This window comes from Dactylosporangium sp. CS-033363 (assembly GCF_050942475.1).
Classification (GTDB): Bacteria; Actinomycetota; Actinomycetes; order Mycobacteriales; family Micromonosporaceae; genus Dactylosporangium.
This window is the reverse complement of sequence record NZ_CP192032.1, coordinates 10,180,481-10,207,462: the sequence shown is the minus strand read 5'-3', so window position 1 is coordinate 10,207,462 and position 26,982 is coordinate 10,180,481. Positions and strand designations below refer to the sequence as shown.

21 protein-coding genes are annotated in these 26,982 nt (G+C 73.4%); 14 read left to right on the top strand and 7 right to left on the bottom strand.

Going from position 1 to position 26,982, the window contains the following annotated elements; translation table 11 throughout:
• Positions 1-66: 66 nt before the first annotated feature.
• A complete protein-coding gene (locus ACQPZ4_RS47045) occupies positions 67-357 on the top strand; it encodes a hypothetical protein (RefSeq protein WP_433051992.1) in 291 nt (96 codons plus the stop codon).
• Positions 358-408: 51 nt separating this feature from the next.
• Entirely contained in the window at positions 409-807 is a 399-nt protein-coding gene (locus tag ACQPZ4_RS47040; protein ID WP_433051989.1) for a PPOX class F420-dependent oxidoreductase, read from the top strand.
• A 69-nt stretch (positions 808-876) separates the two neighbouring features.
• On the opposite strand, the gene ACQPZ4_RS47035 is transcribed toward ACQPZ4_RS47040, so the two are convergent.
• Positions 877-2,025, bottom strand: coding sequence for an acyl-CoA dehydrogenase family protein (locus ACQPZ4_RS47035; RefSeq protein ID WP_433051986.1), 1,149 nt, complete (start codon positions 2,023-2,025; stop codon positions 877-879).
• Between the two features lie 187 nt (positions 2,026-2,212).
• Here ACQPZ4_RS47035 and ACQPZ4_RS47030 point away from each other — a divergent pair, with 187 nt between their 5' ends.
• Positions 2,213-3,634, top strand: coding sequence for a UDP-glucose dehydrogenase family protein (locus ACQPZ4_RS47030; RefSeq protein WP_433051983.1), 1,422 nt, complete (start codon positions 2,213-2,215; stop codon positions 3,632-3,634).
• Positions 3,635-3,760: 126 nt separating this feature from the next.
• Positions 3,761-8,881, top strand: coding sequence for an SCO7613 C-terminal domain-containing membrane protein (locus tag ACQPZ4_RS47025; RefSeq protein ID WP_433051980.1), 5,121 nt, complete (start codon positions 3,761-3,763; stop codon positions 8,879-8,881).
• Here ACQPZ4_RS47025 and ACQPZ4_RS47020 read toward each other — a convergent pair.
• Entirely contained in the window at positions 8,878-9,414 is a 537-nt protein-coding gene (locus tag ACQPZ4_RS47020) for a PadR family transcriptional regulator (protein ID WP_433051977.1), read from the bottom strand. The genes ACQPZ4_RS47025 and ACQPZ4_RS47020 overlap by 4 nt on opposite strands.
• A gap of 86 nt (positions 9,415-9,500) precedes the next feature.
• Here ACQPZ4_RS47020 and ACQPZ4_RS47015 point away from each other — a divergent pair, with 86 nt between their 5' ends.
• Positions 9,501-10,154 carry a VC0807 family protein gene (locus ACQPZ4_RS47015; protein ID WP_433051974.1) on the top strand — a complete coding sequence of 218 codons (654 nt, stop codon included), beginning with the start codon at positions 9,501-9,503 and terminating at the stop codon, positions 10,152-10,154.
• Here the strand turns inward: ACQPZ4_RS47015 and ACQPZ4_RS47010 are convergent.
• Positions 10,111-11,637: an MDR family MFS transporter gene (locus tag ACQPZ4_RS47010; RefSeq protein ID WP_433051971.1), complete on the bottom strand. Its 1,527-nt coding sequence runs from the start codon at positions 11,635-11,637 to the stop codon at positions 10,111-10,113. The two genes, ACQPZ4_RS47015 and ACQPZ4_RS47010, sit on opposite strands and share 44 nt — an antisense overlap.
• A gap of 94 nt (positions 11,638-11,731) precedes the next feature.
• Between ACQPZ4_RS47010 and ACQPZ4_RS47005 the strand changes: the two genes are divergently transcribed.
• From ACQPZ4_RS47005 to ACQPZ4_RS46995, 3 genes are all read left to right on the top strand, one after another.
• Positions 11,732-12,445, top strand: coding sequence for a TetR/AcrR family transcriptional regulator (locus ACQPZ4_RS47005; RefSeq protein WP_433051968.1), 714 nt, complete (start codon positions 11,732-11,734; stop codon positions 12,443-12,445).
• Positions 12,446-12,532: 87 nt separating this feature from the next.
• The gene (locus ACQPZ4_RS47000; RefSeq protein ID WP_433051965.1) at positions 12,533-13,672 is read left to right on the top strand and encodes an FIST signal transduction protein; all 1,140 of its coding nucleotides are present in this window, start codon (positions 12,533-12,535) and stop codon (positions 13,670-13,672) included.
• Between the two features lie 11 nt (positions 13,673-13,683).
• Positions 13,684-15,762: a putative bifunctional diguanylate cyclase/phosphodiesterase gene (locus ACQPZ4_RS46995; protein WP_433051962.1), complete on the top strand. Its 2,079-nt coding sequence runs from the start codon at positions 13,684-13,686 to the stop codon at positions 15,760-15,762.
• A 34-nt stretch (positions 15,763-15,796) separates the two neighbouring features.
• Here ACQPZ4_RS46995 and ACQPZ4_RS46990 read toward each other — a convergent pair whose 3' ends face one another.
• Positions 15,797-17,113, bottom strand: coding sequence for a carbohydrate-binding protein (locus ACQPZ4_RS46990; RefSeq protein ID WP_433067030.1), 1,317 nt, complete (start codon positions 17,111-17,113; stop codon positions 15,797-15,799).
• Between the two features lie 131 nt (positions 17,114-17,244).
• Positions 17,245-18,087, bottom strand: coding sequence for a sigma-70 family RNA polymerase sigma factor (locus tag ACQPZ4_RS46985; RefSeq protein WP_433067028.1), 843 nt, complete (start codon positions 18,085-18,087; stop codon positions 17,245-17,247).
• An 83-nt stretch (positions 18,088-18,170) separates the two neighbouring features.
• Between ACQPZ4_RS46985 and ACQPZ4_RS46980 the strand changes: the two genes are divergently transcribed.
• The gene (locus ACQPZ4_RS46980; protein WP_433051959.1) at positions 18,171-18,905 is read left to right on the top strand and encodes an SDR family oxidoreductase; all 735 of its coding nucleotides are present in this window, start codon (positions 18,171-18,173) and stop codon (positions 18,903-18,905) included.
• A gap of 234 nt (positions 18,906-19,139) precedes the next feature.
• Here the strand turns inward: ACQPZ4_RS46980 and ACQPZ4_RS46975 are convergent, their stop codons facing one another.
• Positions 19,140-20,381, bottom strand: a complete 1,242-nt coding sequence (locus tag ACQPZ4_RS46975; RefSeq protein WP_433051956.1) for a hypothetical protein — start codon at positions 20,379-20,381, stop codon at positions 19,140-19,142.
• On the opposite strand from ACQPZ4_RS46975, the gene ACQPZ4_RS46970 reads away from it, so the two are divergent.
• From ACQPZ4_RS46970 to ACQPZ4_RS46950, 5 genes are all read left to right on the top strand, one after another.
• Positions 20,380-20,949, top strand: coding sequence for a hypothetical protein (locus ACQPZ4_RS46970; RefSeq protein ID WP_433051953.1), 570 nt, complete (start codon positions 20,380-20,382; stop codon positions 20,947-20,949). The two genes, ACQPZ4_RS46975 and ACQPZ4_RS46970, sit on opposite strands and share 2 nt — an antisense overlap.
• Positions 20,950-22,079: 1,130 nt before the next feature.
• On the top strand, positions 22,080-22,601 hold the full coding sequence (locus tag ACQPZ4_RS46965; RefSeq protein WP_433067025.1) for an acyl-CoA thioesterase: 522 nt from the start codon (positions 22,080-22,082) through the stop codon (positions 22,599-22,601).
• Positions 22,602-22,644: 43 nt separating this feature from the next.
• Entirely contained in the window at positions 22,645-23,193 is a 549-nt protein-coding gene (locus tag ACQPZ4_RS46960) for an RNA polymerase sigma factor (RefSeq protein WP_433051950.1), read from the top strand.
• Positions 23,190-24,239, top strand: coding sequence for a hypothetical protein (locus ACQPZ4_RS46955; RefSeq protein WP_433051947.1), 1,050 nt, complete (start codon positions 23,190-23,192; stop codon positions 24,237-24,239). Before ACQPZ4_RS46960 ends, ACQPZ4_RS46955 begins: the two co-directional genes overlap by 4 nt.
• Before the next feature lie 88 nt (positions 24,240-24,327).
• Complete coding sequence (locus tag ACQPZ4_RS46950) at positions 24,328-26,277, top strand: acetoacetate--CoA ligase (protein ID WP_433051944.1); 1,950 nt, start codon at positions 24,328-24,330, stop codon at positions 26,275-26,277.
• Here ACQPZ4_RS46950 and ACQPZ4_RS46945 read toward each other — a convergent pair.
• Positions 26,261-26,902: a TIGR03089 family protein gene (locus ACQPZ4_RS46945; RefSeq protein ID WP_433051941.1), complete on the bottom strand. Its 642-nt coding sequence runs from the start codon at positions 26,900-26,902 to the stop codon at positions 26,261-26,263. The two genes, ACQPZ4_RS46950 and ACQPZ4_RS46945, sit on opposite strands and share 17 nt — an antisense overlap.
• Positions 26,903-26,982: the final 80 nt, after the last annotated feature.

The window sequence follows — 26,982 nt, the reverse complement described above, 5'->3', positions numbered from 1 at the left end:
CGGTGACCCCACGCAGCGGTGTCGTAGCGGTACAGTGACCGCGACACTGGACGGTGAGGGGGATCGATGTCCGATTACTCGGCGGTCGGCGGGGTCGAGTCGTTCGAGTACAACCGCCGCGACAGTGCGCGTTACGACGCCGCCCTCGAGCTCATCGAGGAGGCCATCGCCTGCTACGCCCGCCTGCTCAACCGGGCCGTCGCCAACGGCAACGCCGCCGAGCGCGACCGCCTGCAGGCCGACCAGGCCGCCTGCGTCACCGAGCAGCGCCTCCTGCGCCCCGGCGACGCCGCCGTCGACCGGGTCCTGAGCGAATACCCGGCCCTGATCGCCTGGCTCCGCGACCGCATCGGCTGACCCGTCCACAGTGGACGATCGCGACGACGCGGCGTCCCGTACGGTTGACGCGTGACACTTCCTGAGCGTTTGCAGGGGCTGCTCGCCCAGCCCAACCCGGCCGTCATCGCCACGGTGCGGCAGGACGGGCAGCCCGTCTCCGTGGCCACCTGGTACGTCTTCGAGGAGGGCCGCATCCTCGTGAACATGGACGCGGGCCGGAAGCGCCTGGCCTACCTGCGCGAGGAGCCGCGGGTCAGCCTGACGGTGCTGGACAAGGAGAACTGGTACACCCACATCTCCCTGACCGGCACCGTCGCGGAACTGCGCGAGGACCCGGACCTGGCCGACATCGACCGGATCGCCAAGCACTACACGGGCGAGCAGTACGCCAACCGCGAACGCCCCCGCGTCACGGCCGTGGTCGAGATCACCTCGTGGCACGTCTGGCCGCCGAAGGCGCTCGACTGACGCGGTGCCCGCGGGTCCGGCGGCCGTGCTGCGGCAAGCACCCGGCCGCCGGTGGCCCCGAGGAAGAGGTCAGCCCTTGAGGAGCTGGCGGGCCATCACGATGCGCTGGACCTGGTTGGTGCCCTCGTAGATCTGGGTGATCTTCGCGTCGCGCATCATGCGCTCCAGCGGGAAGTCCTTCGTGTAGCCGTAGCCGCCCAGGAGCTGGACCGCGTCCGTGGTGATGGACATGGCGGCGTCCGAGGCGAAGCACTTCGCCGCCGCGCCGAAGTAGGTCAGGTCGGCGTCGCCGCGTTCGGACTTCGCCGCCGCGGTGTAGGTGAGCTGGCGTGCGGCCTCCAGCTTCATGCCCATGTCGGCCAGCATGAACTGGATGCCCTGGAAGTCGGCGATGGCCTTGCCGAACTGGCGGCGCTCCTGGACGTACCCCAGGGCGAAGTCCAGGGCGCCCTGCGCGATGCCCAGGGCCTGGGCCGCGATCGTGACCCGCGTGTGGTCCAGGGTGCGCATGGCGGTGCCGAAGCCGGTGCCCGGGTCGCCGATGATGCGGTCGGCCGGGATGCGGACGTTGTCGAGGTACACCTCGCGGGTCGGGCTGCCCTTGATCCCGAGTTTCTTCTCGGGTGCGCCGAAGCTCACACCCGGGTCCGACTTCTCGACCACGAAGGCGGAGATGCCGCGGGAGCGGGCGGCGGGGTCGGTGACCGCGAAGACGGTGTAGTACTCGCTGACGCCCGCGTTGGTGATCCAGCGCTTGACGCCGTTGAGGACCCAGGTGTCGCCGTCGAGTTCGGCTCGGGTCTTCATGCCGGCGGCGTCGCTGCCCGCCTCGGGCTCGGAGAGGCAGTAGGAGAACATGGCGTCGCCGGCGGCCACCGGGGTGAGGTAGCGCTGCTTCAGCGACTCGGAGCCGGCCAGGATGAGGGGCATGGTGCCGAGCTTGTTCACGGCGGGGATGAGGGAGGACGAGGCGCAGGCGCGGGCGACCTCCTCGATGACGATGGCGGTGGCCAGGGCGTCCGCGCCGGCGCCGCCGTACTCCGCGGGGATGTGCGGGGCGTGGAAGTCCGAGGCGCGCAGGGCGTCGTAGGACGCCTGGGGGAACTCGCTGGTTTCGTCCGCAGCCGCGGCGTTCGGTGCGACCTTTCCGTCACACACCGCTCGCACTGCCTCACGCACCGCGACGTGCTCCTCGGGCAGCGAATAGGCCTCGAACATGGCAAACCCCCTCGTCACAGCGGTACTGAACCGCCGTTCAGCGGTCCGCCGCTGTGAGCATACCGACGAGTAACGAAACAGCCGGAGGCACCACCGGCGCCGAGGGTCTATCCTCGCCGTGGCGACGTCGGCCCGATCCCACCAGGTGGGTCGGCGGCGCGGACCCCGATCGAGCGGAGACAGAGGCGTGACCATCGCGTACCCCAGCACCCCACCCGTCGTAGCCCCGCCCTCAGGTTCGGCGCGGCCCCGGCTGACCTTCCTGGGCACCGGATACCTCGGCGCGACCTACGCGATCTGCTTCGCGGAGCTTGGCTACGAGGTGATCGGCTTCGACATCGACGAGGCGAAGATCGCGAAGCTGGCCGGCGGCGATGTGCCGTTCCACGAGCCCGGCCTCGACGAGCTGCTCCGCAAGAACCTCTCGGCCGGTCGGCTGCGGTTCTCGACGTCCTACGAGGAGGTCGCCGAGTTCGGCGACATCCACTTCATCTGCGTGGGCACTCCGCAGCGCGCCGACGGCATGGCCGCCGACCTCTCCCACGTCGAGAGCGCCGTGTCGAACCTGGCTCCGCACCTGACCCGCAAGGCGCTGATTGTCGGCAAGTCGACCGTACCGGTGGGCACGGCCGAGTGGATCGAGCAGCTGGTGGCTCGGCACACCACCTCCGACCTCGGGGTCGAGGTCGCCTGGAGCCCCGAGTTCCTGCAGGAGGGCGTCGCCGTCGAGGACGTGCTGCGCCCCAACCGCGTCATCTTCGGCATCAAGTCCGAGTGGGCGACCGGCATGCTCTACGCGGCCCACAAGGGCGTGTTCGACCTGGCCGTCACCGAGGACCGCGAGGTCCCGGTCGTCGTCACCGACTTCGCCACCGCCGAGCTGGTCAAGGTCGCGGCCAACGCGTTCCTGGCCACCAAGATCTCCTTCATCAACGCGATGGCCGAGGTCTGCGAGGCCGCCGGCGCCGACGTCACCCAGCTGGCCCGCTCGATCGGCTACGACGCCCGCATCGGCAACAAGTTCCTGCGCGCCGGCGTCGGCTTCGGCGGCGGCTGCCTGCCCAAGGACATCCGCGCGTTCCAGGCCCGGGCCCAGGAGCTCGGCGTCGGCGAGGCGCTGCGCTTCCTGCACGAGGTCGACCTGATCAACCAGCGTCGCCGGCAGAAGATCGTCCAGCTCTCGGCCGAGCTGCTCGGCCGCGGCTACGGCCCGGCCGGCCCGGACCTGGCCGGCACCAAGATCACGGTGCTGGGCGCCACCTTCAAGCCCAACTCCGACGACGTGCGCGACTCGCCGGCCCTCTCGGTCGTGCGCAAGCTCGCCCGCTCCGGCGCCGACGTCACGGTGTACGACCCGGAGGGCATGGAGCAGGCGCGGGCCGAGGTCGCCGACGTGACGTACGCCAAGACGCTCACCGACGCCGTCACCGGCACCGACCTCGTGTGCGTGCTCACGGAGTGGGAAGAGTTCCGCAACACGGACCCCAACTCGCTCTCCGCACTTGTCTCAGCCAAGAAGGTTATTGACGGCCGCAACTGCCTCGACCAGGCCGTCTGGGTCGCTGCCGGCTGGGAGTACCGCGGCATGGGGCGCCCCGTCGTTTCGTAGAGAACCTCCCGAACGGGCGCATCGCTTTCGTCGCCCGGCGAAACAAGGCATTCTTCCCAGTAGGGCGTGAACGGCCGGGACTCCGCGGTATGGAGCCCCGGCCGCGAACTCCGGGGGAGGAGTGGCGTGGAGACGTACCCGTGCCCGGCGTGTGGCGGGCCGGCCAGCGAGGCCACCGGCTGCCGATCGTGCGGCCGGCCGCACGATCCGGATGCGGCGGCGCTCGCCCTGTTCCAGCGCACGGTCGCCGCGCTGGAGCAGAAGAAGCGGGACCTCACCGAGAACACGCAGATGCTGCGCAAGCAGCTCGCGCACACCTCCGCGCAGCGCGACAGCCTGCGGCGCAAGGTCCGCGCCGCCCTCGAGGCCGAGCGCGCCGCCCAGGCCGCCAAGGCCAAGCGCCCGCTGCTCGGCCGCCAGCGCGAGGCCGCCCCGCCGGCCGTGACCGAGTCCGTCGCGCCGACCAGCCCGCAGCCGATCACCACCACGACCACCGCCCAGCCGGTCGGCGCCACGGCCGGCGCGACCACCACCGCCGCCCTCCCGGCCGTCGCCCCCGGGCAGCAGCGCTTCTCCCCGCGCGCCCCGCACGCCGTCGAGAGCGGCCACGTGCCCGCCGCCGGGCGCCCGCGCATCGCCCCGCTCGACGGGCCGCCGCCCGGCCGCCCCCGCCCGGGCGAGCGGAGCCTCCCGCCCGGGGACAAGCCCGAGGCCACCGAGAGCAGCATGCAGGCGTCGGTCCTGGCGCTGGGCGGCCTGCTGCTGGCCGGCGCCGCGATCGTGCTCACCCTCGACGCGTTCGGCAGCATCGGCACGGTCGGGCGGGTGGTGTCGCTGGCCGCCATCACCGCGATCGCCCTGGCCCTGCCGCTCGTGCTGGTCAAGCGCGGGCTGAGCGCGACCGCCGAGACGGTGGCCTCGGTCGCCCTGCTGCTCGTGCTGCTCGACGGCTACGTGGTGCGCTCGGAGAAGCTGCTGGGCGCCGACCGGCCCCAGTTCCTGACCTACCTCGGGCTCGTCTGCCTGCTCACGGCCGGGGTCGCCGCCGTGTACAGCCTGCAGAGCCACCTCATCGCCTCCCGCTACGCCACCCTGCTGGCCCTGCAGCCCGTCCTGCCGCTGCTGTTCTGGGACGCCATCCACGGCCCGACCGGCTGGGCGATCGCGCTGTGCGGGGTGGCGCTCATCGACCTCGGCTTCGCGGTCGCGCTGAAGCAGTCGGTCCAGCGCCGCATCGACGCCCACCACGAGGACGCCGCGGCCGAGGACGAGCTCGCGCACACGGGCCGGACCAACCGGATCGCCGACGGGCTGATGCGCGACCTGGCCTGGATCCTGTTCGCCGTGGCCACCGGGGTCGCGCTGCTGGCGGCCGCGGTCGGGCTGGCCGTCACCGACGCGCGCGTCCCGACCCTGCAGGCCGCCACGGCCATGCTGATCGCGGCCGCGCTCGGCGTCGGCGGGGCGCTGACCTGGCGCCGCGGCGTGCTGCCGGACATCGCCGCGGGCGTGGCCACCGGCGCCGTCATCGTCGCCATCGCGCGCGTGGGCACGGTGTGGCTGCCGGGCTCGACGCCGCTGTTCCTGGCGCTCGCGGTCACCGTTGCCGCCGCGGGTGTACCGCTCCTGCCCGCCGACGCCCGCCGCGGCCCCCGCTACGCCGTTTCCGTCTCGGCCGCCGCCGCCACGCTGCTGGTGCTGGTGCGGGCGTTCCCCGGCATCGCGGCCCCGCTGCGGGCGGCCTGGCCGGTGTGGAAGGCGGACCTCAGCCAGTACGAGAGCAAAATCCACGCCGCGGTCGGGCCGGACGGCTGGCAGTTCGTGATCGCGATCGTGCTGCTGACCGGTGCCGGCATCCTGATGCTGAGCGGGCGCACCGACCCGGTGACGGTCAAGCTGCGCGACGGCTTCGGGCCCACGGTCGAGCCGGACGAGCTGCGGGTCGACATCGCCGTGGTCGGCGCCGCCCTCACTCTGCTCGTCGCCCCGGCCGCGCTCGGGCTGAGCTGGCTGGCCATCCCGGCCCTCGCGGTCAGCGCGGCCATCGTCGCCGGCGCGCTGGCCCTGCGCGTCCGCGCGGCGCACACCGCGTGGGTCTGCCTCGGCGCCGCGCTCGTGCTCGGCCTCTACGCCGCCGCGGCCGCCCTGGTCCGCCCGGGCGCGACCGCGCTCACGCTGACCGCGATCGCCGTCGCCGGGGCGGCCATCGCCTGGCTGCCGCGCCCGCACCACACCGACGGCGACCGGCTCGCGGTCACCCAGCGGGTCGCCGACGCGGCGGCCGGCGGCGCGCTGTTCGCCCTGCCCGGCGCGGCCGCGTCGGCCGCCGCGATCGTCTTCGGCGACCTGCCCGGCGGCGCCACCGTCGTGCTGGTCCTGAGCTTCCTGGCCCTCGCCGTCAGCCTCGGCGTGGCCGCCCTGACCCAGGTCGCGCGCAACGGCGAGCCCAGCGTGCCGCTGCTGGCCGGGGCCACCGCCGCCGCGGTCGCGGTCGGCCTGGCCACCGTGCTCGCACCCGGCGCCGAGACCATCGACTTCGTCATCGGCCTGCTCATGGTGCTCGCCGCGGTGACCCTGTGGGCGGCGCCGCGGATGGACGACCGGCAGACCTTCGGCATCGAGTTCAGCGGCTCGGACGCGGCCGCCGCGGCGGTCACCATCGCCGCCATCGGCGCGGTCGCCCGGGCGGTGTCCCTGGCCGCCTCCGGCATCGAGGTGGTCACCCTCGCCCTGCTGGTGTTCCTCGTCGCGGTGGCGGCCCGCTCGTCGCTGCCGGAGGAGTGGCGCCGCGGCCCGGTCGCGGGCGCCGCCATGGTCGGCTTCGGCACCGGCCTCTACGCGGGCGCCCTGTCGGTGATCGGCGCCATCGGGGTGATCCAGGCGGCCGACCCGATGTGGCACGCCCCGCTCGACGCCCGCTGGGCCGAGACCGCGCACGGGCTGGCCCAGTTCGGCTGGCAGATCCCGATCGCCCTGCTCCTGCTGGCCGGGGCGGCGGCGATCGCACTGCCCCAGCCGTACGGCGACGACACCGCCTCCGCCGCGCTCGTCCTGGCCACCCTCGGCGCCCCGATCGGGCTGGGCCTGGGCTGGCAGGCCCCGATGATCATCGGCTGGGCCGCGGCCACCGCCGTCGCCGCCTGGGCCTGCTTCGCCCGCAGCTGGCGCGGCGTCTACACGCGCCTCGGGGCGGCCCTGGTGGCCGGACTCTACGCGGCCGGGGCGAGCCTCGTGCGCCCGGGCGCGACCGCGGGCACCCTGGCCGCGCTCGGCGTCAGCGGCGCCATCATCGCCGCCCTGGCCCGCACGGTCGTCCTGCGCCGGGCGAACGAGGGCGACCGGCGCGCCGAGGACGAGGACCCGGACGACATCGACGGCGGCCCGCTGACCGTCGTGGGCGGGGCCGGGATCGCGGGCGCGCTGTTCGCGTTCACCGGCGCGGCCGCGGCGATGGTCGGCAGCCTGTACCCGGACCGGACCAGCACCATCCTCATCGCCGCGCTCGCCACCGCCGCCGTCGGGCTCGCCGCCGCCGCGGCCGGGGCCCAGCAGGCGCCCGGCTACATGCCCTACGTCAGCACCGGCGTGGCGATCTCCGGCACCACGATCGCCGTGATCGCCCTGATCGTCGACCGCCAGGGCGCGGTGGTCTACGCCGCGGCCGCCGCGTTGCTCGGGGTGCTCGCCGAACTGCTGCGGGCCAACTGGTACCGCCCCCGCGAACCCGAGTTCGGCCGGTTCCGGCCCGACCGGGCGAGCCGGCCCCCGGCCCGCTGGGAGGTCTCCCGGGACCAGAACCGCATCCCGCGCAACTTCGCGATGGGGGTCGCCGCGGCGGCGGGGGTGCCGGCCGCCATCGTCGTCGTGTTCCTCGCGCCGGCGCTGCTGGCCGCGCTTGCCGCGCCGTACAGCTGGATTCAGCACCCCTGGACCGGCACCCCGGAGACGGCGGCGGATCTCGGGTCCTTCGCGCAGTACGCCGGGAACAACACCCACGTGCTGGGGGCCTTCCTGCTCACCATCGCCGCCGCGCTGATGGCCGTGGGCCTGGGCGGCGACGCGGAGGCGATGGCCAACCGGGCGGTCGCGATCGTGGTCCCCGGCGTCGCCCTGACCATGCTCATCGCCCCGGCCGCGCTGGACGCGCCGTGGCCCGTGCAGCCGACGCTGGCCCTGCTGGTGGCCACCATCGCCGGGCTGGGGCTGGCCCTCACCCTGCCGCCGACGTCCGACAGCCCGGACGCCCGGCTCATGGTCGGCGCGCGCCGGCTGGTCTTCGTGATCGCCGTGCTGGCCGCGGGCGCGGGCGGCGCGGGCAGCCTCGCCACCAAGAGCCAGACCCTGACCTGGCTGGCCGGCTCGGTCGTGGTCGGCGCGATCGGCGGCATCTGGGGCAAGACCCCGACCGCGCGGATGCTGGGCTGGCACGTGGCCGCCTCGACCGCCGAGGGCTTTGCGATCGCCGCCGGGCTGGCGGCCGGGCTGAGCCTCAAGCAGTGCGCGTTCCCGCTGCTCATCGTCGCGACCGCGCTGCTGGTGCTCGGGGCGGCGCTGCCCCGCCTGCGGCCCAGCGACAGCATCAACCGGGAGGCGCTGACGGTCGAGGCGGCCGGGTACGCCGGGGCCGGCATCGCCGTGCTGCTCACCCTGGGCTCACCCGCGCACACCGCGGCCGCGCTGACCGCCGTCGGGGCGATCCTCGGCCTGTCGGCGGCGCGCAAGGGCCGCAGCCCGCGCCAGCGCACGATCCTCATCATCGCCGCGTCGATCGCCGAGCTGCTGGCGATCTGGCTGCTGCTGATCACCGTGCGGGTAGCCGTGCCCGAGGCGTACACCCTGCCGTTCGCCGCGCTCGCCCTGATCACCGGTCTGATCGAGATCCGCAACCGGCCCGAGCTGGGCAGCTGGCTGGCCTACGGGCCGGCGCTGGTGGCGGGCTTCGGCCCCAGCCTGGCGATCGCCGTGGCCCAGCCCGACTCGCCCGAGCTGCGCCAGGTGCTGCTGATCCTGGCCGGCGTCATCTGCGTGGCGATCGGCGCGGCCCGCCAGCAGAAGGCCCCGGTCGCGGTCGGCGCCGCGGTGACCGTGATCGCCACGGTCAACGAGCTGTTCCGGATCGGCCTGCCGTTCTGGATGATGCTGCTGCTGTTCACCGGCACCGGCGTGCTGCTGATCAGCCTCGGCGCCACCTACGAGCAGCGCCAGCGGCTGGACCGGCTGCGCGGCGTGTACCGGGGGATGCGTTAGTGCTTGGCTTCTGACTCCAGCTGCTCGATGACCCAGCGGGCCCAGTCGCGCTGGAGTGCGTAGTACCGGCGGCCGAACTCGGCGGCGAAGCGCGAGTAGCCGACCGCGTGCCCGGCCGCGGCCGCGTCGTCCATCTCCTTGATGGCGTGGTCCAGGTCGGTCACCTCCTCGTCGCTGGAGCCGGCCATCTGCTCGGCGAGCACGCGTACGTCCGGCAGGTCCAGCGATGACAGCAGGAACAGGCGCAGCACGAACTCGTTGCGGGGCGGGGTCTCGCCGAGCGGGCTGAACATCCAGCGGCGCAGCTCGGCGCGGCCGGGATCGGTCACCCCGTAGACCTTGCTGCCCCGCGACCCCTCGTCCACGACCTCGATCAGGCCGTCGGTGAGCATTCGCTTGAGTTCGGGGTAGATCTGGCTGTGCCCGGCGTTCCAGGCATGCGACGAGAGCGTCCCCTCGAACCGCTTGGTGAGGTCGTAGCCGTTCTGCGCGGTGTCGGCGAGCAGCCCCAGCAGGGCGTGGCGAAGGGACATGAGAACAGCCTAACCTGTCGAACTTGACATGTCGAATACAACATGACGGCATTGACATGTCTGATCTGACATGTCACGGTTGGAATATGGATGACGCGATGCACAAGACCGAGACCCCGGGGTTCCTGGCCGTTCTGAAGTCGCTCTTCTGGGACGTCGGGCTGTCGCTCGCCGCCTACTTCGTCGCGCACTGGCTCGGCGCCAGTGACTACGTGGCCCTGCTGTGCGGCTCGATCGCCGCGCTGGCCCGGGTGCTGTGGGTCGCCTTCCGGGCGCGCCGGTTCGACATGTTCGCCGCCGTGATGCTCGGCGTGTTCCTGGCCGGCCTGGTCCTGTCGTTCGTGACCGGCTCGCCGAAGTTCCTGCTGGTCAAGGAGTCCTTCGGGACGGGCCTGGCCGGCCTGGCGTTCCTCGTGTCGTGCTTCGTGGGGCGCCCGCTGATCTACCACGCGGCGCTGCGGATGCAGGAGGGCAACCCGGCCCGGGCCGCGGAGTTCGAGCAGAAGTGGCGGGACCTCCCCGGGTTCCGCCGCAGCTTCCGCGTGATGTCCGCGGCCTGGGGCGCGGGCCTGCTGTTCGACGCGATCGTGCGCGTGCCGCTGGTGCTGAGCCTGTCCACGTCGGCCGCGGTGACCGCCTCCACGATCCTTTTCGTGGCGACGATGGTACTGCTGGCGCTCTGGAACGTCCGCTACGTCAAGCGCGTTCAGGCGCGGGCTGCGGCGCTGCAGCAGGCGTGACGGCCTCACCCGCCGACTCGCCCGCCGGTGCGGCGCCCCGCGCGGTGCCCGGCCTGACGTCGGGCGCGGCGCTCGGCGCGGTTGCGGGTGCGGTGGGCGATTCGGCGGCCGGGCGTTTGCGAGCCAGGAAGGCGATCGGGATCAGCGTCAGAGCGGCGGCGCCGGCGGCCCACCAGAACGTGGTGCCGAAGGCGTCGCCGAGCGCGTCGAGGGAGTCGGCGCCGGCCGCGTTGCGCTGGAGGCCCACGGCCAGGACGGCCACGCCGAACGAGCCGCCGACCTGTTGGAGGACGCGGACGGCGGTTGTGGCGTGGGGTACCGCCGCGCGATCCAGACCCGTGTAGACGCCGGACTGGGCGCCGACGATCACGCAGCCGAACCCGGCCCCGCCGAGGCCGATGAGCGCGGCGATGGTCCACTGGGTGGTGCCGGCCGAGAGCTGGGTGAGCGCGAGGGTGACGCCGAGCAGGAGCAGGGCCCCGGTCAGCGCGACCGGGCGCGCGCCGAAGCGGTCGCTGAACCGCCCCGCGACCGTCAGGGCCAGCGCCGAGCCGACCCCGTGCGGGGCCATGAGCAGGCCGGCGTGGAGCGGGCCGAAGCCGTGGACCTGCTGGTAGTACAGCGGAATCAACAGAATCGTGCCGAGCAGCGCGACCATGCCGAGGAACATCAGCACCGCCGACGCCGTGAAGGTCCGGCTGCGGAACAGGCGCAGGTCGAACACGGGCGCGGGCACCCGCAGCGCGTGGGCGACGAACCAGCCCAGCAGCGCCACGCCCGCCGCGACCGACAGCACGGTGGCCGGGCCGAAGCCGCCGTCGGTGCTCGCCTGGGACAGGCCCCAGACGATGCCGACGATGGCGGGGGAGAGCAGCGCGAGGCCGAGCACGTCGAGGCGGGCCGGGCGCTCGATCCGCTCGGCCGGCAGCACGCGGGCCGCCGCCCATGCCGCGACCGCGCAGATCGGCAGGTTGATCAGGAAGATCCAGCGCCAGCCGACCCCGTCGACCAGCACGCCGCCGAGGACCGGGCCCAGCACCGGGCCGAGCAGCATGGGCATGCCGATCATGGCCATCGTCTTGCCGAAGTCCCGGCCGGCCGCGCGGCGGGCCAGGATCGTCTGGAACAGGGGCATGAGCATCCCGCCGCCGACGCCCTGCACCACCCGCATCGCGATCAGGCTGCCGGCCGACCAGGCGACGCCGCACAGCAGCGAGCCCAGCGTGAACACGCCGAGCGAGGTGAGCCACGCGGTACGGGCACCGAACCGGTCGATCGCCCACCCCGCCACCGGGATCACGGCGGACATGGCCAGCAGGTACGCCGCGCTGACCCACTGCACCGTGCCCAGCCCGGCGTCGAAGTCGCGCCGCAGGCTCTCCAGCGCGATGTTGACCATCGTCGAGTCCATCTGGACCAGGAACACGCCCAGCATGATCGCGCCCACGAGCGCGAGCAGGTCCCGGGGGATTTTCTCCGCCATCTCCAGCTCCTTCGTACGGTGTAGCGATTGACGATACGGCGTATCAGTGACCGATACACTGTATCGGCAGTTCGTACATCGATACAATGGCCGCGTGACGGAAACCCGCGGACCGGTCTGGACCCGCCCGCCCGCCGCCAAGCCCGAGCGGCTCACCCAGGAGGCGGTCGTCGCCTGCGCGGTCGACCTGGCCGACCGGGAGGGGCTCGAGGCGGTCACGGTGCGCCGGGTGGCGGCCGAGCTGTCGGCCCGGCCGATGAGCCTGTACTCGTTCTTCAAGCGCAAGGACGACCTCGTCGACCTGATGCTCGACCAGGTGCTGGCCGAGATGCTGCTGGACGAGGTGCCGGCCGGGGACTGGCGCGGGGCCATCAAGGCGGTCGTGCACCGGCAGCTGGAGGTGGGCCGGCGGCACCTGTGGATCATGGGGGCGTTCGGCGCGCGGGCGCCGATCGGGCCGAACGCGGCGCGGCACGCCGAGCAGTCGCTGGCCGCGCTGGCCGGGCTCGGGCTGCCGCCGCAGCGGCAGGTGCGGCTGCTGCGGGCGATCGACACGTACCTGTGGGGGTTTGCCGCGCTGAGCGGGCAGGAGCTCGCCTCCCGGCAGCGCGACCAGCTGACCGAGCAGGAGTGGCGGGAGTCGACCGACGCGTACTTCACCGGCCTCGTCGCCGGCGGCGACCTGCCCCACCTGGCCGAGGCGGGGCGGCACGGGCTGCTGCGGGGCGAGGTCGAGGAGTGGATCGCCGACTTCGACGAGGGCCTGGACTGGCTGCTGAACGGCTTCGCGGCCACCTTGGAGCGATGACCCGCTTCGCGGCGGTGTTTTTTGCGAGCTCCACGGACTGACCGTTCAGGGGATCAACTTCGGCGGCGCCGTGCCGATAGCAGGGCCATGTCGAGCACGAGTGAGCGCTGGTTCGGGGCCGGGCACAGCACCGCCGCCGACTCCGCCAAGGCCGGCGGGGAAGCGGCGGCAGCGGCGATCGCCGGGCGCCGGGCCGCCGCGGTCTTCGCCTTCACCTCCGGCGGGCACGACCCGGCCGCCGTCCTCGCCGCCGTGCGCGCCGAGGCGGGCGACGCGGTCGTCGTCGGCGGCACCGGCTTCGGCGAGCTGAGCCCGGCCGGCGCGACCAGGCACGGCGTCGCCGTCGCGGCGCTGGGCGGGGACGGCTTCACCGCGCGGGTGCGCACGGCCGACATCGGCGAGCTCGGCGCGCGGGAGGCGGGCGCGGAGGCGGCGCGGGCGGTGGCCGAGATCGACGCGCCGTACACGGCGCTGCTGCTGATCTGCGACGGCACCGCGCTCGGGCCCCACGAGATCGTGCGCGGGGCCTATTCCGTGGTCGGCGCGGCGGTACCCATGGTCGGCGGCCTGACCGCGGACCCCGTGCAGCTCTGTGGCGACCGCGTGCTGGCCAACAGCGTCATCGGCGTCGCGCTCGGGTCGCCGCGGCCGGTCGGCATCGGCATGGCGCACGGCTGGCGGCGGATCGAGCCGCCGATGATCGTGACCAGGTCCGAGGGCGAGCGGCTCTGCGAGCTCGACGGCGAGCCGGCCTTCGACGCGCTGGTGCGCCGCCGCGGCACCGACGGCACGGCCGAGCGGCTGTTCACCGACAGCGGCTTCCTGCAGCCGATCGGCCTGGCCCGGCGCAGCGGGCTCGACATCCGCTCGCTGAAGGTGGGCCCGGACGGCGACACCGCCGTGTACGGCACCTCCGAGATCCCGCAGGGCTCGCTCGTCTGGGCGATGGACGCCAAGCAGGCCGACATCGTGGCCGGGGCCGGCGCCGCGATCGACGAGGCGGTCGCGGCCCTCGGCGGGCACGAACCGCTCGGCGTGCTCGCGTTCGACTGCGGCGGCCGCAAGATCGCCCTGGGCGCGGACGGCATCGGCGACGAGGTGGCGGCCATGCGCGCCGCGCTCGGCGACGTGCCCTTCGCCGGCTTCTACACCCTCGGCGAGATCGCCCGGGTGCGCGGCGCGGCCGGGATGCACCAGCTGACCCTGGTCGCCCTGGCGCTGGCCTGAGGGGGGACGCCGTGCCCACCTGGTCGACGCAACAGCTGACCGAGTACTTCATCGCCGTCAACGCCGCGCCCACCGAGGACGCCGCCGTGGCGCTCGCCGTCGAGCGGGCCGCCGAGATCGTCGAGGCCGAGGTCGGCGTCGTCGTGCTCGCCGGCCGCCCGCACGGCGCGTGGGGGCTCGGCCGCGGCGCGCCCGCGCCCCCGCTGCTGACCCTGCCCGCCGCCGGCGCCGTGGTGCGCCTGCCCGGGCTCGGCGACGTGCACGCGGTGCCCAGCCAGCTCGGCTCCGGCCTGGCCGGCACGCTGGTCGTGGGCCGCCTCGACGAGCCGTTCGGCCCCGAGGAGCGCCAGACGCTGCAGGGCATGGCCCAGATGCTCGGGGCGGCCATGCGCGGCGCCCGCGCCCTCGCGGCCGAGCAGACGCTGCGGGCCGAGCGCGAGCGGGAGGCGCGGCTGGTCGAGACCCTGCTGGCGATCCAGCGTGGCATCTCCGCGCGGAGGCCGCTGCAGGAGACCCTCGACGCGATCACCGGCGGCGCGGCCGAGCTGCTCGGGGCCGAGGTGCGGCTGGTGCTCGCCGGGGACGACACGGGCTGCCCGGCCGCCGACGCGGCGATGCGCAGCGACGAGCTCTACGTCGACGAGGACGCCGACGGGCTGACCGTCATCGCCGTCCCGGTGCTCGCGGCCGGGGAGACGGCGGGGGCGCTGGTGGCCCGGCTGTCCGACGCCGCCGGGTACCACGCCGACCAGGTCGAGGCGTTCGCGCAGCAGGCGGGGCTGGCGCTGACGGATGCCCGTACCGTCGAGGAGGTTCACGAGGCGCACCACGATCACGTCACCGGCCTGCCCAACCGCGCGCTGTTCCTGAAGGCCTTCCACGACCGCGACCGCGCGGGCGTGCTCTTCATCGACCTCGACCGGTTCAAGGCGGTCAACGACAGCCTCGGCCACGACGCCGGCGACAAGCTGCTCGCCGCCGTGGCCGGGCGCATCCGCGGCTGCGTGCGGGTCGGCGACACGGTGGCCCGGCTCGGCGGCGACGAGTTCGCGGTGCTGGTCGGCGACGCCGCGCGGGACTCGGCCGTGGCGACCGGCGAGCGGATCATCGCCGCCGTGCGCGAGCCGTTCCGGATCGAGGGCCGCAGCGTGTACATCGGGGCCAGCATCGGCGTCGCGCTGCCCGCCACCGCCGGCTCGGCCCCCGACGAGCTGCTGAGCTGCGCGGACCTGGCGATGTACCGGGCGAAGCAGGACGGCCCCGGCCGGGTCGTGGTCTACGAGCCGGCCATGCACGCGGCCGCGCTGCACTACCTGTCGCTGCGGGCCGACCTGCAGCGGGCGCTCGCGGGCGGGGAGTTCGCCTTGCAGTACCAGCCGCTGGTCCGTCTCGACAACGGCACGGTCGTCGGCGTCGAGGCGCTGCTGCGCTGGAACTCCCCCGAACGCGGCGTCGTGGCGCCGGGCGAGTTCCTGCCGATCGCCGAGGAGTCCGGGCTGATCGGCGACATCGGGCAGTGGGTGCTGGCCAGCGCGGCCCGCCAGGTCGCGGCGTGGCGGCGGCGCCGGCCCGGGCTGACGCTCAACGTCAACATCTCCGGGCTCGAGCTGGTCCGGCCCGGCTTCGTCGAGGACGTGACCCGCACCCTGGCCGCGGCCGCGCTGCCGACGAGCGCGGTCACGCTGGAGCTCACCGAGTCGGTGCTCATGAGCGACCCCAAGCCGGCGGTGCTGGCCCTCAACCGGCTGCGGGCGCGCGGGGTGCAGCTGTCGGTCGACGACTTCGGCACCGGCTACTCGTCGCTGGCGTACCTGCGCGACCTGCCCGTCGACGAGCTGAAGGTGGACCGCGCGTTCATCGCCCGGACCCAGCTGACCGGCCGGGACATGGCGCTCGTCTCGACCATCATGGAGCTGGGGCACATCCTGGGGCTTCGCGTGGTGGCCGAGGGCATCGAGAACCAGGCGCAGCTGGATGCGGTACAACGGCTGGGTTGTCGCCTTGGACAGGGCTTCCACCTGCACCGGCCGCTGGATCCCGCCGCGATCCCCCCGTTGCTGGAAGCGCCGCCGCTCTACCGCGCAGCGTGATTGCCGCGGTAGAGCGACGGCGCCTTCGTTGCCGTCAGCGGCCTTCGAGCGACTTCACGTTGTCGCCGAAGGTCCAGCCCTTCGAGCCGTCCCAGTTGATCGACCAGTCCATGAGGCCCTTGATGCCGGAGACGCTGTTGTACGCCTGCGACACCAGCGAGGGCGCCATGTACCCGCCGCCGGCGCCCGACTGCGCGGGCAGGCCCGGGACCTGCTTGTCGTACGGGATGCGGATCGTCGTGCCCTGGATGGTCAGCCCGTTGTTCAGGCACTGCGTCTGCACCGTGAAGCCCTGGACGGTGCCGGCCGAGTACGAGTCGCCGGAGCAGCCGTACATCGAGCCGTTGTAGTACTGCATGTTCAGCCACCACAGGCGGCCGTTGTCCAGGTACTTCTTGATGATCGGCAGGTACGAGCCCCAGATCGAGCCGTACGTCACGCTGCCGCCGGTCACGTAGGCCGTCTCCGGCGCCATGGTGAGGCCGAAGTTCGACGGCATCTGGGCCAGCACGCCGTCGATGATGCGGATCAGGTTGGCCTGCGACGTCGACAGCGTGTTGATGTTGCCGCTGCCGGTGAGCCCGGTCTCGATGTCGATGTCGATGCCGTCGAAGTTGTTGGCCTTCAGGATCGGCACGATCGACGAGACGAACCGGTCGGCGACGGCCGAGGAGCTCAGGTCGATGCCGGCCGCGGCGCCGCCGATGGACATCAGCAGCGTCAGGCCGTTGTTCTTGGCCTGGCACATCTCGGCCGGCGTGGGCACCTTGACGCCCGCGTCCATGCCGTTCTCCCACAGCACGGTGCCGTCGGAGCGGATCACCGGGAAGGCGAGGTTCACGACGTTGTACCCGTGCTGGGCGATCCGGCCGTCCGTGATCGGAATCCAGCCGAGGCCCGGGTGCACGCCGTTGGAGGCGCCGTCCCAGTTCTCCCAGTACCCCTGCAGGACCTTGCCGCCCGGCCGCGACTTGACCGCGCAGCTACCCGTCCCGCCGGTCGGCGTGGGCGAGGTGGTCGGCGACTTGGTCGGGGTCGGCGAGGTGGTCCGCGTCGGCGAGGTCGACGGCGACGGTGAGGTGGTGCGCGACGGCGACGGCGAGGTGGTCGGGTTGGTGCCCGTGCAGGCCCCGAGGTCCTTCCACAGCGACGGCGTCGCGGCCGGGTTCCAGCCGGCGCCCACATAGGCGGTGTGGGTCACCAGCGCCTGATAGGTGTGGCCGTTGTACGTCACCTGCTGACCGGCCGTGTACGTGTTGCCCTCGGCCCAGTTCGGGGCCGAACACGCGGCTGCGGCGGCGTTCGTGGCGGCCTGGGCCCCGAGCACTGGTGCGAGCGCGAGAGCGGCCACGAGGGCCGCGGCCGCCCCGGTCACCAGGGCGATTGTGCGACGACGAGATCTCACGGGACCTCCTGCCCATCGATGGATCGATGAGCAGGGACGCTATCAGTTAATATTATTAAATGTAAGGGTCGGGAACCTTAAAGCGGTGCCAGTTCGATGTCCCGCGCGGCGATCGCCGCGGGGTCGCCGACGATGTCGATCGCGGCGATCAGCCCATCGACCACCGTAAACAGGAAAAGCCCCCGGACCTGCCCGCCGGGCGCCCAGGCCCACGCGGCCGCGCCGTCCACGAGCGCGGTGGCGGCCCCGCGGGCGCGGCCCGTGAACGCCCGCGCGACCCGGGGCCCACCGGCCTCCGGCGCGAAGAAGCCCGTCGATCGCGTGACGTGATCGGGCCGCAGTTCCGCCCCGGGCGCGAGGAGCGCGAGGAGCCCGTCGAAGTCCCCGCGCCGTGCCGCGTCGAGGAACGCCTTGACCACGGCATGGTGGGTCGCCGGCCCGGCCGCCGCGTCCGCGCGCCGCACCCGCCGCCGCGCCCGGCTGGCGAGCATCTTGGCGGCGGCCGGCGTGCGCCCGACGATCGGCGCGATGTCCTCGAACGGCACCGCGAACACGTCGTGCAGGACGAACACGATCCGCTCGGCCGGCGTCAGGGTGTCGAGCACGATCCCCAGCGCCGCCCCGACCGACTCGCCGAGCAGCGCGTCCCGCTCGGGGTCCTCGTCGCCGGCCGCGTCCTCGGGCAGCTCCGCGCCGCCGCGGTACCGCCGGGCGCGCAGCATGTCCAGGCAGATCCGCCCGACCACCGTGGTGAGCCACCCGCCGAGATTCCCGATCGGCGCCCGGTTGCGGGCGAGCCGCAGCCACGCCTCCTGCACCGCGTCCTCGGCCTCGTCGACGGACCCGAGCAGCCGGTACGCGACCGCGCGCAACCGCCCCCGCTGCCCCTCGAACGCCGCGGCCAGTTCCTCGTCGTCCATCGTCACTGTTACCTTCCCCCGCTCTCCTGCGTCACCCGGTCTGACGAGCACGAACCGGCGGATGTAACAAGGGGGCGGTTGCGATGGCGCAGACGGTGCTGGTGACGGGCGGGACGGGCCGGCTGGGTCGGGTGGTGGTACCGCTCCTGCGCGCGACGGACCTGACCGTCCGCGTGCTGAGCCGCAGACCGGGCGCGGACGCGGTGGGCGACCTGTCGACGGGCGACGGCCTGCCCGCGGCGCTGGACGGCGCCGGCGTGATCCTGCACTGCGCCTCCTCCCCGAAGGGCGATGCCGCCGCGACCGAGCGCCTGCTCGCCGCGGTTTCGGGCCGCCCCCACCTGATCTACGTCTCGATCGTGGGCGTCGACGCGGTGCCGGGCTGGGGCTACACCGCGGAGAAGCTGCGGTGCGAGTCGGCGATCGCGTCGAGCGGCCTGCCGTTCACGATGCTGCGTGCCGCTCAGTTTTTCGAGTACCTCCTGGAGCCGATGCGCCGCCTCGCCCGTTTTCCGGTGATCCCGGTCCCGGCCGGCTTCCACGCCCAGCCGGTGGACACGGCGGCGGTGGCGGAGCGGCTGGTTGAGCTGGTGCTGGGCCCGCCGTCCGGCCGCGTCCCCGACCTGGTCGGCCCGGAACCCCTGACGTGGGCGGGGATGCAGCGCGCGTATCTCCGGTCGACCGGGCGGCGGCGGCTCGTGGTGCCGATTCCCGTTCCTGGGACCGGGCGGGTGCGGGCTGGTGGGCTGTTGCCGCGGGAGCCTTTTGTGACCGGGTCGCTCACCTGGTCCACGTATCTGGAGGGGTTGGGGCGATAAGTCGGGCGCTGGCGCGCCGCGACTTATCGGACATATCAGCATTTTCTGGGGTTGCGCCCGAAAATAGGCCGGCCCCGCCGCGTTGTGGCTTGCGGCGGGGCCGGTCTGCGGTTCTTTGCTAGCTGCGGTTCTTTGCTAGCTGCGGTTCTTACTGGCTGCGGTTCTTTACTAGCTGCGGTTCTTACTGGCTGCGGTTCTTTGCTAGCTGCGGTTCTTACTGGCTGCGGTTCTTTACTAGCTGCGGTCGCGCGGTGGGTCGGCCCAGGGGGACGTCGGAGGGTTGTCCCGCTTGGGCGGGGGCTGCTCCTCGTCGTCCTGCTGCGCCGCCGCTCGCTCGGAGGCGATGCGGTCGAGCTGGGACTGGGCCGCGGTGGCTCGGCGCTCGGCCTCGCCGCGGGCGAAGGCGGCGCGCCGTTCGGCGGCCTCCTCGGGGGTGAGGCCGCCGTCGCCGAAGCCGAAGTTGGCCGTGGCGTCGGCGTCTTCCACCGGGGCCTCGAACCGGGTCGTGGCTTCGTCGTTGGCGGCGCTTTGGTTGGAGCTCTGAGTGGCGCCTCCGTACGGCCACAGGGTGGTGGCCTCGTCGGAGCCGGCGACGTCGTCCTCGGCGGGCGAAGCGTCGGCCGGCGAGTCGGTGGCCGTCTCAGTGGCCGCCGCGGTGTCGGTGCTGGTGCCCGAGGTGGTGTCCCGGGTCGCGGGGGAGGTCGGGGCCGGGTCGGCCTGACGGATGATCGTCGTGGCCTCGCCGTCGTCGACCGGGGCGCGCAGGGCAGTGGTCCGGTCCTCGTCCACCGGCTGCGGGGCCATCGGCTGGAACCGGGGACGGCGGTCGGGGTCGTCGGCGTTCGTGACGACCGAGTACTCCCCGGTGCCGGGAGCGGCATGCCGCGGCCGCGGCGGGACGGGGGACTGGCTGCCGGGGTGGAACGCCTCGGTCTCCTCTTCCCGACCCGGCCGCGAGGACACGGCGAAGCCGTCGAACGACGGGCCGTCGAGGATCGAGCGCTCCTCGTCGGCCGGTCCCCGCGCGGCGCGGGAGGGCAGCCCGACCGAGGTGTTGATCGGCCGGGTGGCCTCGGTGTCCTCGACCTGCGCCGACGAACCGGGCGCCGGTACGACCGGCCACGAACCCGACGGCGTCATGCCCGGCGCGTCGGCGACCGGCGCGGCCGGGGAGTCGGGCGCCGGGACCGGCCAGGCGGGCGGGGCGTCCTCGGCGGGGGGCGGGGAGCTCGCCCCTCGGCTGTACGCGATGGCGCCCGTCGCCGCCGCCTCCTCCCCGACCGGCTGACCCGCGGGCGCGCCGGTCCAGGGGGAGGTGCCCGGCTCCGGGGTCGGCCAGCCGTCGGAGGACTGCGCCGAACCGGGAGGAACGGACGCCGGAGGCCCGGAGACGACCGGCGCCCCGGAACCGGCAGCCCCGGATGCGGCACCCCCGAACGCGGATGGGCCGGACCCGGGCGCGCCGGACGCGGGCATGCCGGCCGCGGAGGTGCCAGATGCGGGCGCGCCGGACATGGGCATGCCGAACGCGGATGAGCCGGATCCGGGCGCGCCGGACATGGGCATGCCGGACGCGGAGGTGCCAGATGCGGGCGCGCCGGACATGGGCATGCCAGAAGCGGGTGCGCCGGATGCGGGCATGCCGGACGCGGGCGCCCCGGACGGCGGCGGCGTGAAGGTCGGCGCACCGAAGGCGGGCGGTCCGGAGATCGGAGGTGCGGACGCGGGCGGTGGCGGCGTGAAGACCGGCTGCGGTGTGGACCCAGGCGGCGCCGGCGGGAACGGTCCGGGAGGCCCGGGCGGTGTCGAGGCGGGCGGCCCGGAGACCATCGGCGGCGTCGACGGAACCGGCGGCGGTCCACTCACCGGAGGCCCGCTCACCGGAGGCGCCGACGAAACGGGCGGCGCCGAGGAGGCCGGCGGCGCAGACGAGACCGGCGGCGCAGACGAGACGGGCGGCGCGGAGGAAACCGGCGGCCCGGCGACGTACGGCGGCGCGGACGAGGCGGGCGGCGTGGAAACCGGCGGAACGAAGGGCGGCTGACCGGCGGTCGGCCCCCCGTACGGGATCGGCGGCGGTCCACCCACCGGCGGCGCGGCCGCGAACGGCGAACCCGACGGGGCCGGCGGCGTGGAAACGTGCGGACCCGCGGCGGCAAACGGCGAACCCGACGAGGCCGGCGGCTGCGACGCGTAAGGCGGCGTGGAGGCCGGCGGCTGCGAGGCGTAAGGCGGCGTGGAGACCGGCGGACCCGCGGCGGCAAACGGCACACCAGGAGACCCGGGCGGCTGCGAGGCATAAGGCGGCGTGGAGGCCGGCGGCTGCGAGGCGTAAGGCGGCGTGGAGACCGGAGGCCCGGCGGCGGCGAACGGTGAACCAGAAGAGCCCTGCGGCCCCGCGGCGGCGAACGGCGCGCCGGAAGAAGCCGGCTGCTGCGAGCCATAAGGCCCCCCAGGCGCAAACGGCGGCGCCGAAGCCGGGGGATGCGGGGCGAATGGCGAGGAGGCCCCCACCGAAGGCACCGGCTGCGTCTCGTCGCTGGCGGGCAACGAACCGTGCACCGGCAACACCGTGGTCGACGAGGACGCCGCCGGGAAGGCCGTGGTCTGCGCCGACGGCGGCGAGTACGCCGGCCGGGGAGCGGCACCGGGCCCCTGACCCAGCGGGTACTCATGCACGTCAGCCGGTCCGCCGTCGGCCGCCACAACCGTGGCCGGCAGCGCGGTCGGCCAGGTGCGCCAGCGCTTGATGCTGAAGGCCGCGATCAACAGCGCCAGCCCCAGCACCGCCGTGGTGCCGTTGACGATCGGGAGGCGGGTGTCGATCGTGAGGCCGGCGAGCTTCAGGTCGCGGGGCAGGCTGTTCATGACCGAGAGGGGGTCGATGAAGAGGCTGACGTACGTGGCGAGGAGGGCCGCGCCCGCGACGATCGGGCCGACGGGGGAGATGCGCAGGGTGGCGATGAGGCCGATGAGCAGGCCGGCGCCGAGGAGGTACGCGGCGGGGGCGAGGAGGTCGACGGAGTCGAAAGCGCCGCGCTCGACCCACTTTGCCACGGTATCCGCGGATTGCTGCTGACCGATCGCGATCAGCAGCCAGGCGATCGGGGCGATGAACATCCCCGCGATCAGGCTTCCGACGTGTCGCATGGGTCGCACCGTACCGTTTTTGGCATGAGCGAGCACACCGTCCGACCGCCCAGCCGTGCCACGAGTTACTCGCGGGTCACCCTGAGCCGGATCATGACCGCGGTCGACGTGAACCTGTACGGCACGGTGCACGGCGGCGTGATCATGAAGTTCATCGACGACGTGGCCGGTGCGGCCGCCGCGCGGCACAGCGGCGGGACGGCCGTGACCGCCTCGATCGACGAGATCGCGTTCATCGAGCCGCTCCGCGTGGGGGATCTGGTGCACGCGTTCGCGCAGGTCAACTGGACCGGCACGAGTTCGATGGAGGTCGGCGTGCGGCTCGACGCCGAGCGGTGGGACCAGGTCAGCGAGGCCGCCCCGCTCGTCGTGGCCACCGCGTACCTCGTGTTCGTGGCGATCGACGCCGACGGCAAGCCCCGCCCCGTCCCGGCCGTCGCCCCCGACTCGCCGGAGAACGAGGGCCGGTGGCATGAAGCGGAAATCCGACGCGCGCACCGTCTCGCCCGCCGGGAAGCGATCCAGCAGCACCGATCAACCCGCTGAAAAAACCCGGGAACAGCCTGAGGCGCACCGGACAAGAAGGTGTGTGGACCCGGAAGGCAACCTCTTGATCGCGGACGGCTTCACCGCCCTCTACGACCGGCACGCGCAGGCGCTGTACCGCTACTGCGCGCGCCGGGTGGGGCCCGACCTCGCCGAGGACGCGGTGGCCCAGACGTTCCTCATCGCGTACGAGAAGCGGCACACGGTCGAGCCGGGCGCCGACCCGCTGCCGTGGCTCTTCGGCATCGCCACCAACGTGCTGTTCCGCCATCGCCGCGACGAGGTGCGCGGCTACCGGGCGCTGGCCCGGACCGGCGCGGACCCGCTGCTGGTGCAGATGTCGGCCGAGAGCCACGCGGCGCGGGCGGACGAGCGCGTCGACGCGGGGCAGCGCGCCCGCCGCATCGCGCGGGTACTGGCCAAGCTGCCCGCCCGGCAGCGCGACGTCCTGCTGCTGTACGCGGTCGCCGACCTGTCGTACGCCGAGATCGCCGAGGCCCTGCGCCTCCCGATCGGCTCGGTGCAATCGGCGCTGCACCGGGCCCGCGCCAAGTTGCGCAAATCCCTAACCGAGGAAGAGGCGGGGCGATGACGATGAGCACCGACGACAGCGACCTCAAGGCGCTGCGCGAGTTCCGCAGCGCGCTGGACGACCCGCCGGAGGGCGCCCTCGTCCGCGGCCGGTACCGGATGGCGAGCAGCGAGGACCGCCCGAGGCCGCGCCGGCAGTGGCTGCTGGCGTCCGTCGGCGCGGCCGCGGCCCTGGCGGTGGTGGTCGGCTCCGCCGCCGCCCTCAAGCCCGGCGACAAGGAGAACGGCCAGGAACCCGCGGCGAAGCCTTCACTGGCGCAGACCAAAGCGACTCAAGCCGATCTGCCGGTCAGCAGGGGCACCAAAGCACCGCTCAACGCGCAGATCAGCACGGACGGGGGCGCGACGCACGCCAAGGCGGTCGCCGCGATGGACCGGCTGGCCGGCGCGGCCGCGAACGTCCAGCCGACGACGGTGCCGGCCGGTCAGGTGCTGTACATCAAGACCTACAACCTCGTCGACCGGCCGGACCAGCGGTACCTCCACGAGGTCTGGATCGACCCGCAGACCATGGTCTCCCTGCGCGTCCGCCGCACCGACACCCAGCAGCTGGACAGCACCAGCGCCCAGGAGGAGATCGACCAGGCCGCGGCGAGTCCGGCGAACCTGTACCGGCCGACCGCCGAGTACCTGGCGAGCCTGCCCACCGACCCGGGCCAGCTGCTCACGGCCTGGCGCCAGTGGATCACGCAGCAGTACCCGGGGCGCAACGCCGACGGCATGCTCTGGAAGGACACCTTCGAGCTGATCAACTACTCGGAGCCGTTCTGGACCCCGCAGCAGCGCGCCGCCATCTACAAGGCCCTGGCCAAGATGCCCGACGTCAAGGCCACCACGGCGAAGATCGACAACAGGCCGTACGACCTGGTGTGCCTGGACCGCGACCTCAATGCCGGCACCGTCGACTGCTCGCTGTTCGACTCGGCCACGGGCCGCTACGCGGGCACCGCCTGGCCGGAGAAGAACCTGACCCTCACCCCGGAGAACGTGGGCCTGGTCGACTACGGCACCCAGCCGCGCCCGGCCCCGGCCCTGAAGAACAAATAACAGCAGGGGGCGGCCCACACCGGATCGAGGGATCGGGTAGGGGCCGCCCACACTGAGTGATCGTTCACGCGTACCGCAAGATGGACCAATGGCGAAGCTGCTCTGGCAACCCCCGGCCGACGTGCGTGACCACACCCGGATCGGGGCGTTCCTGCGCTGGCTGGAGGCGGAGCGCGGCCTGGCGTTCGCCGGCTATCAGGCCCTGTGGCAGTGGTCGGTCGACGAGCCCGCGCAGTTCTGGCGCGCGATCTGGGACCACTTCGAGGTCGTCGCGCATGTGGCGCCCACCGACACCCTCCCCGACGCGCGCATGCCCGGGACGGACTGGTTCCCCGGCGCCCGGCTCAACTACGCCGAGCACGTGCTGCGCATGCCCGGCGTCGCCGACGACGAGCCGATCGTGATCGCCCGCTCGCAGACCCGCGGCCCGATCGAGCTGACCGCGGCCGAGCTGCGGGAGCAGGTCCGCCGCGCCCGGGCGGGACTCAAGCGACTGGGTGTCGGCGAGGGCGACCGGGTCGCGGCCTACGCGCCCAACATCCCCGAGACGTTCGTGCTCCTGCTCGCCGCGGCCAGCCTCGGCGCCATCTTCTCCAGCTGCGCCCCCGAGTTCGGCACCCGCTCGGTCGTCGACCGCTGGCAGCAGATCGAGCCCAAGGTCCTGGTGGCCGTCGACGGCTACCGCTACGGCGACAAGGACATCGACCGCACCGCCGAGGTCGAGGCCATCCACAAGGCGCTTCCGTCGGTCGAGCACGTGGTCCGCATCGGCCACCTGGATCCTCGAAAAGACGACTGGGCCGCGCTGACAAAAGAAACCGGCGAGCCGCTGGAGTTCAACGCGGTGCCGTTCAAGCATCCGCTGTACGTCCTCTACTCCTCCGGCACCACCGGCCTGCCCAAGCCGATCGTCCACGGCCACGGCGGCATCCTGCTGGAGCACCTCAAGATGCTGGCCCTGCACCACGATCTCGGCCCCGGGGACCGGTTCTTCTGGTTCACCACCACCGGCTGGATGATGTGGAACTACCTCGTCTCCGGCCCGGCCGTCGGCGCCGCGGTCGTGCTCGTCGACGGCAACCCGGCCCACCCCGACCTCGGCTGGCTGTGGCGCGTCGCGGACGAGACCGGCACCACCTACTTCGGCACCTCCGCGCCCTTCCTGCTGTCCTGTCGCAAGGCCGCGGTCGTACCGTCCGAGCTCGCCGACCTGTCCCGCCTGCGCGGCATCGGCTCGACCGGAGCGCCGTTGCCCCCCGAGGGCTTCGAGTGGGTCTACGAGACGGTGTCGAAGGACGTGCTGCTGGCGTCGGCATCAGGCGGTACCGACGTGTGCACCGCCTTTGTGGGCGGCGTCCCGTTGCTCCCGGTCCGCGCGGGCGAGATCGCGTGCCGGGCGCTCGGGGCGCGGGTCGAGGCGTTCGCGGCCGACGGCACCCCCGTCATCGGCGAGCTCGGCGAGCTGGTCATCACCGCCCCGATGCCGAGCATGCCGGTCGGGTTCTGGGGCGACGAGGACGGGCACCGCTACGCGGAGGCGTACTTCGGCACGTATCCGGGCGTGTGGCGGCACGGCGACTGGATCACCATCGACGAGCGCGGCGCCTGCGTCATCACCGGCCGCTCGGACGCGACCCTGAACCGCGGCGGCGTGCGGCTCGGCACGAGCGAGTTCTACTCCGTGGTCGAGGGGCTGGACGAGGTCGTGGACTCCGTGGTGGTACACCTCGAGGATTCTGAGGGCGGCGCCGGTGAGCTGCTGCTCTTCGTGGTGCTCGCCCCCGGCACCGACCTCGACGGCGCGCTGCGGGCCCGGATCGCCCGCGAGCTGCGCACGGCGCTGTCCCCGCGGCACGTCCCCGACGAGGTGTTCCAGGTCGAGGCCGTGCCGCGGACGCTGTCGGGCAAGAAGCTGGAGGTGCCGGTGAAGCGCATCCTGACCGGGACCCCGGTGGAGCAGGCGGCCGCGAAGGGCGCCCTGGCCAACCCCGAGTCCCTGCAGTACTTCCAGCGCTACTTCGTCACAGCACGCTCGTAGCCTGCTCCGACTCGGCGCGGGCGGCGAGCTTGCCCGGGTCGGAGTTGACGCTCAGCACGATGCTGGCGCCCGCGGCGAGCGGGCCGACGAGCCACTCGACCGGGTCGGGGTGGGCGACCGCGTCGATCAGCAGCCGCCCGCCCGGGTAGGCCAGCTTCCGCGCGCGCTCGACGAGGTCCTCGGTCCCGGCCCCGCCGACCGGACCGGGGTGGTGGTCCCCGAACTGCCGCACCTCGGCCACGTAGTCGGCGAACCCGGTCGGGACCGCCCCCCGCATCGGGAGACCCATCGGCGCGAGGCCGAGGACGTAGCGGTCGGCCGGACCGGGGGCGCCGGTTTCCGCCGCGGTCAGCGAGGCGAACTCCACGTCGGCCCCGGCGCCGGTCGGCTGGCCGTAGGTGACGCTGAGGCCGGCCGTCCACGCCCCGAGCAGGATCGCCGCGGTCTGCCAGTGCGCCGGCAAGCGGACCGCGGCCACGTCGCCCGGGCCCAGCCCGCACCCGTCGACCAGCAGGTTCGCGGTCTTCGCGACCCAGTTGGCCAGGGTCGCGCCCGACAGTTCCGTTCGCTCGCCGGTCGCGTCGTCATAGAACGTCAGGAACGGAAGTGACGGGTCTTTACCCACAACTGCCGCAAAGAGTGAAGGAACTGTATTCCCCATATGTCCAAATTATCCCTTCCATAACATCTCACCTGATTTCTAGC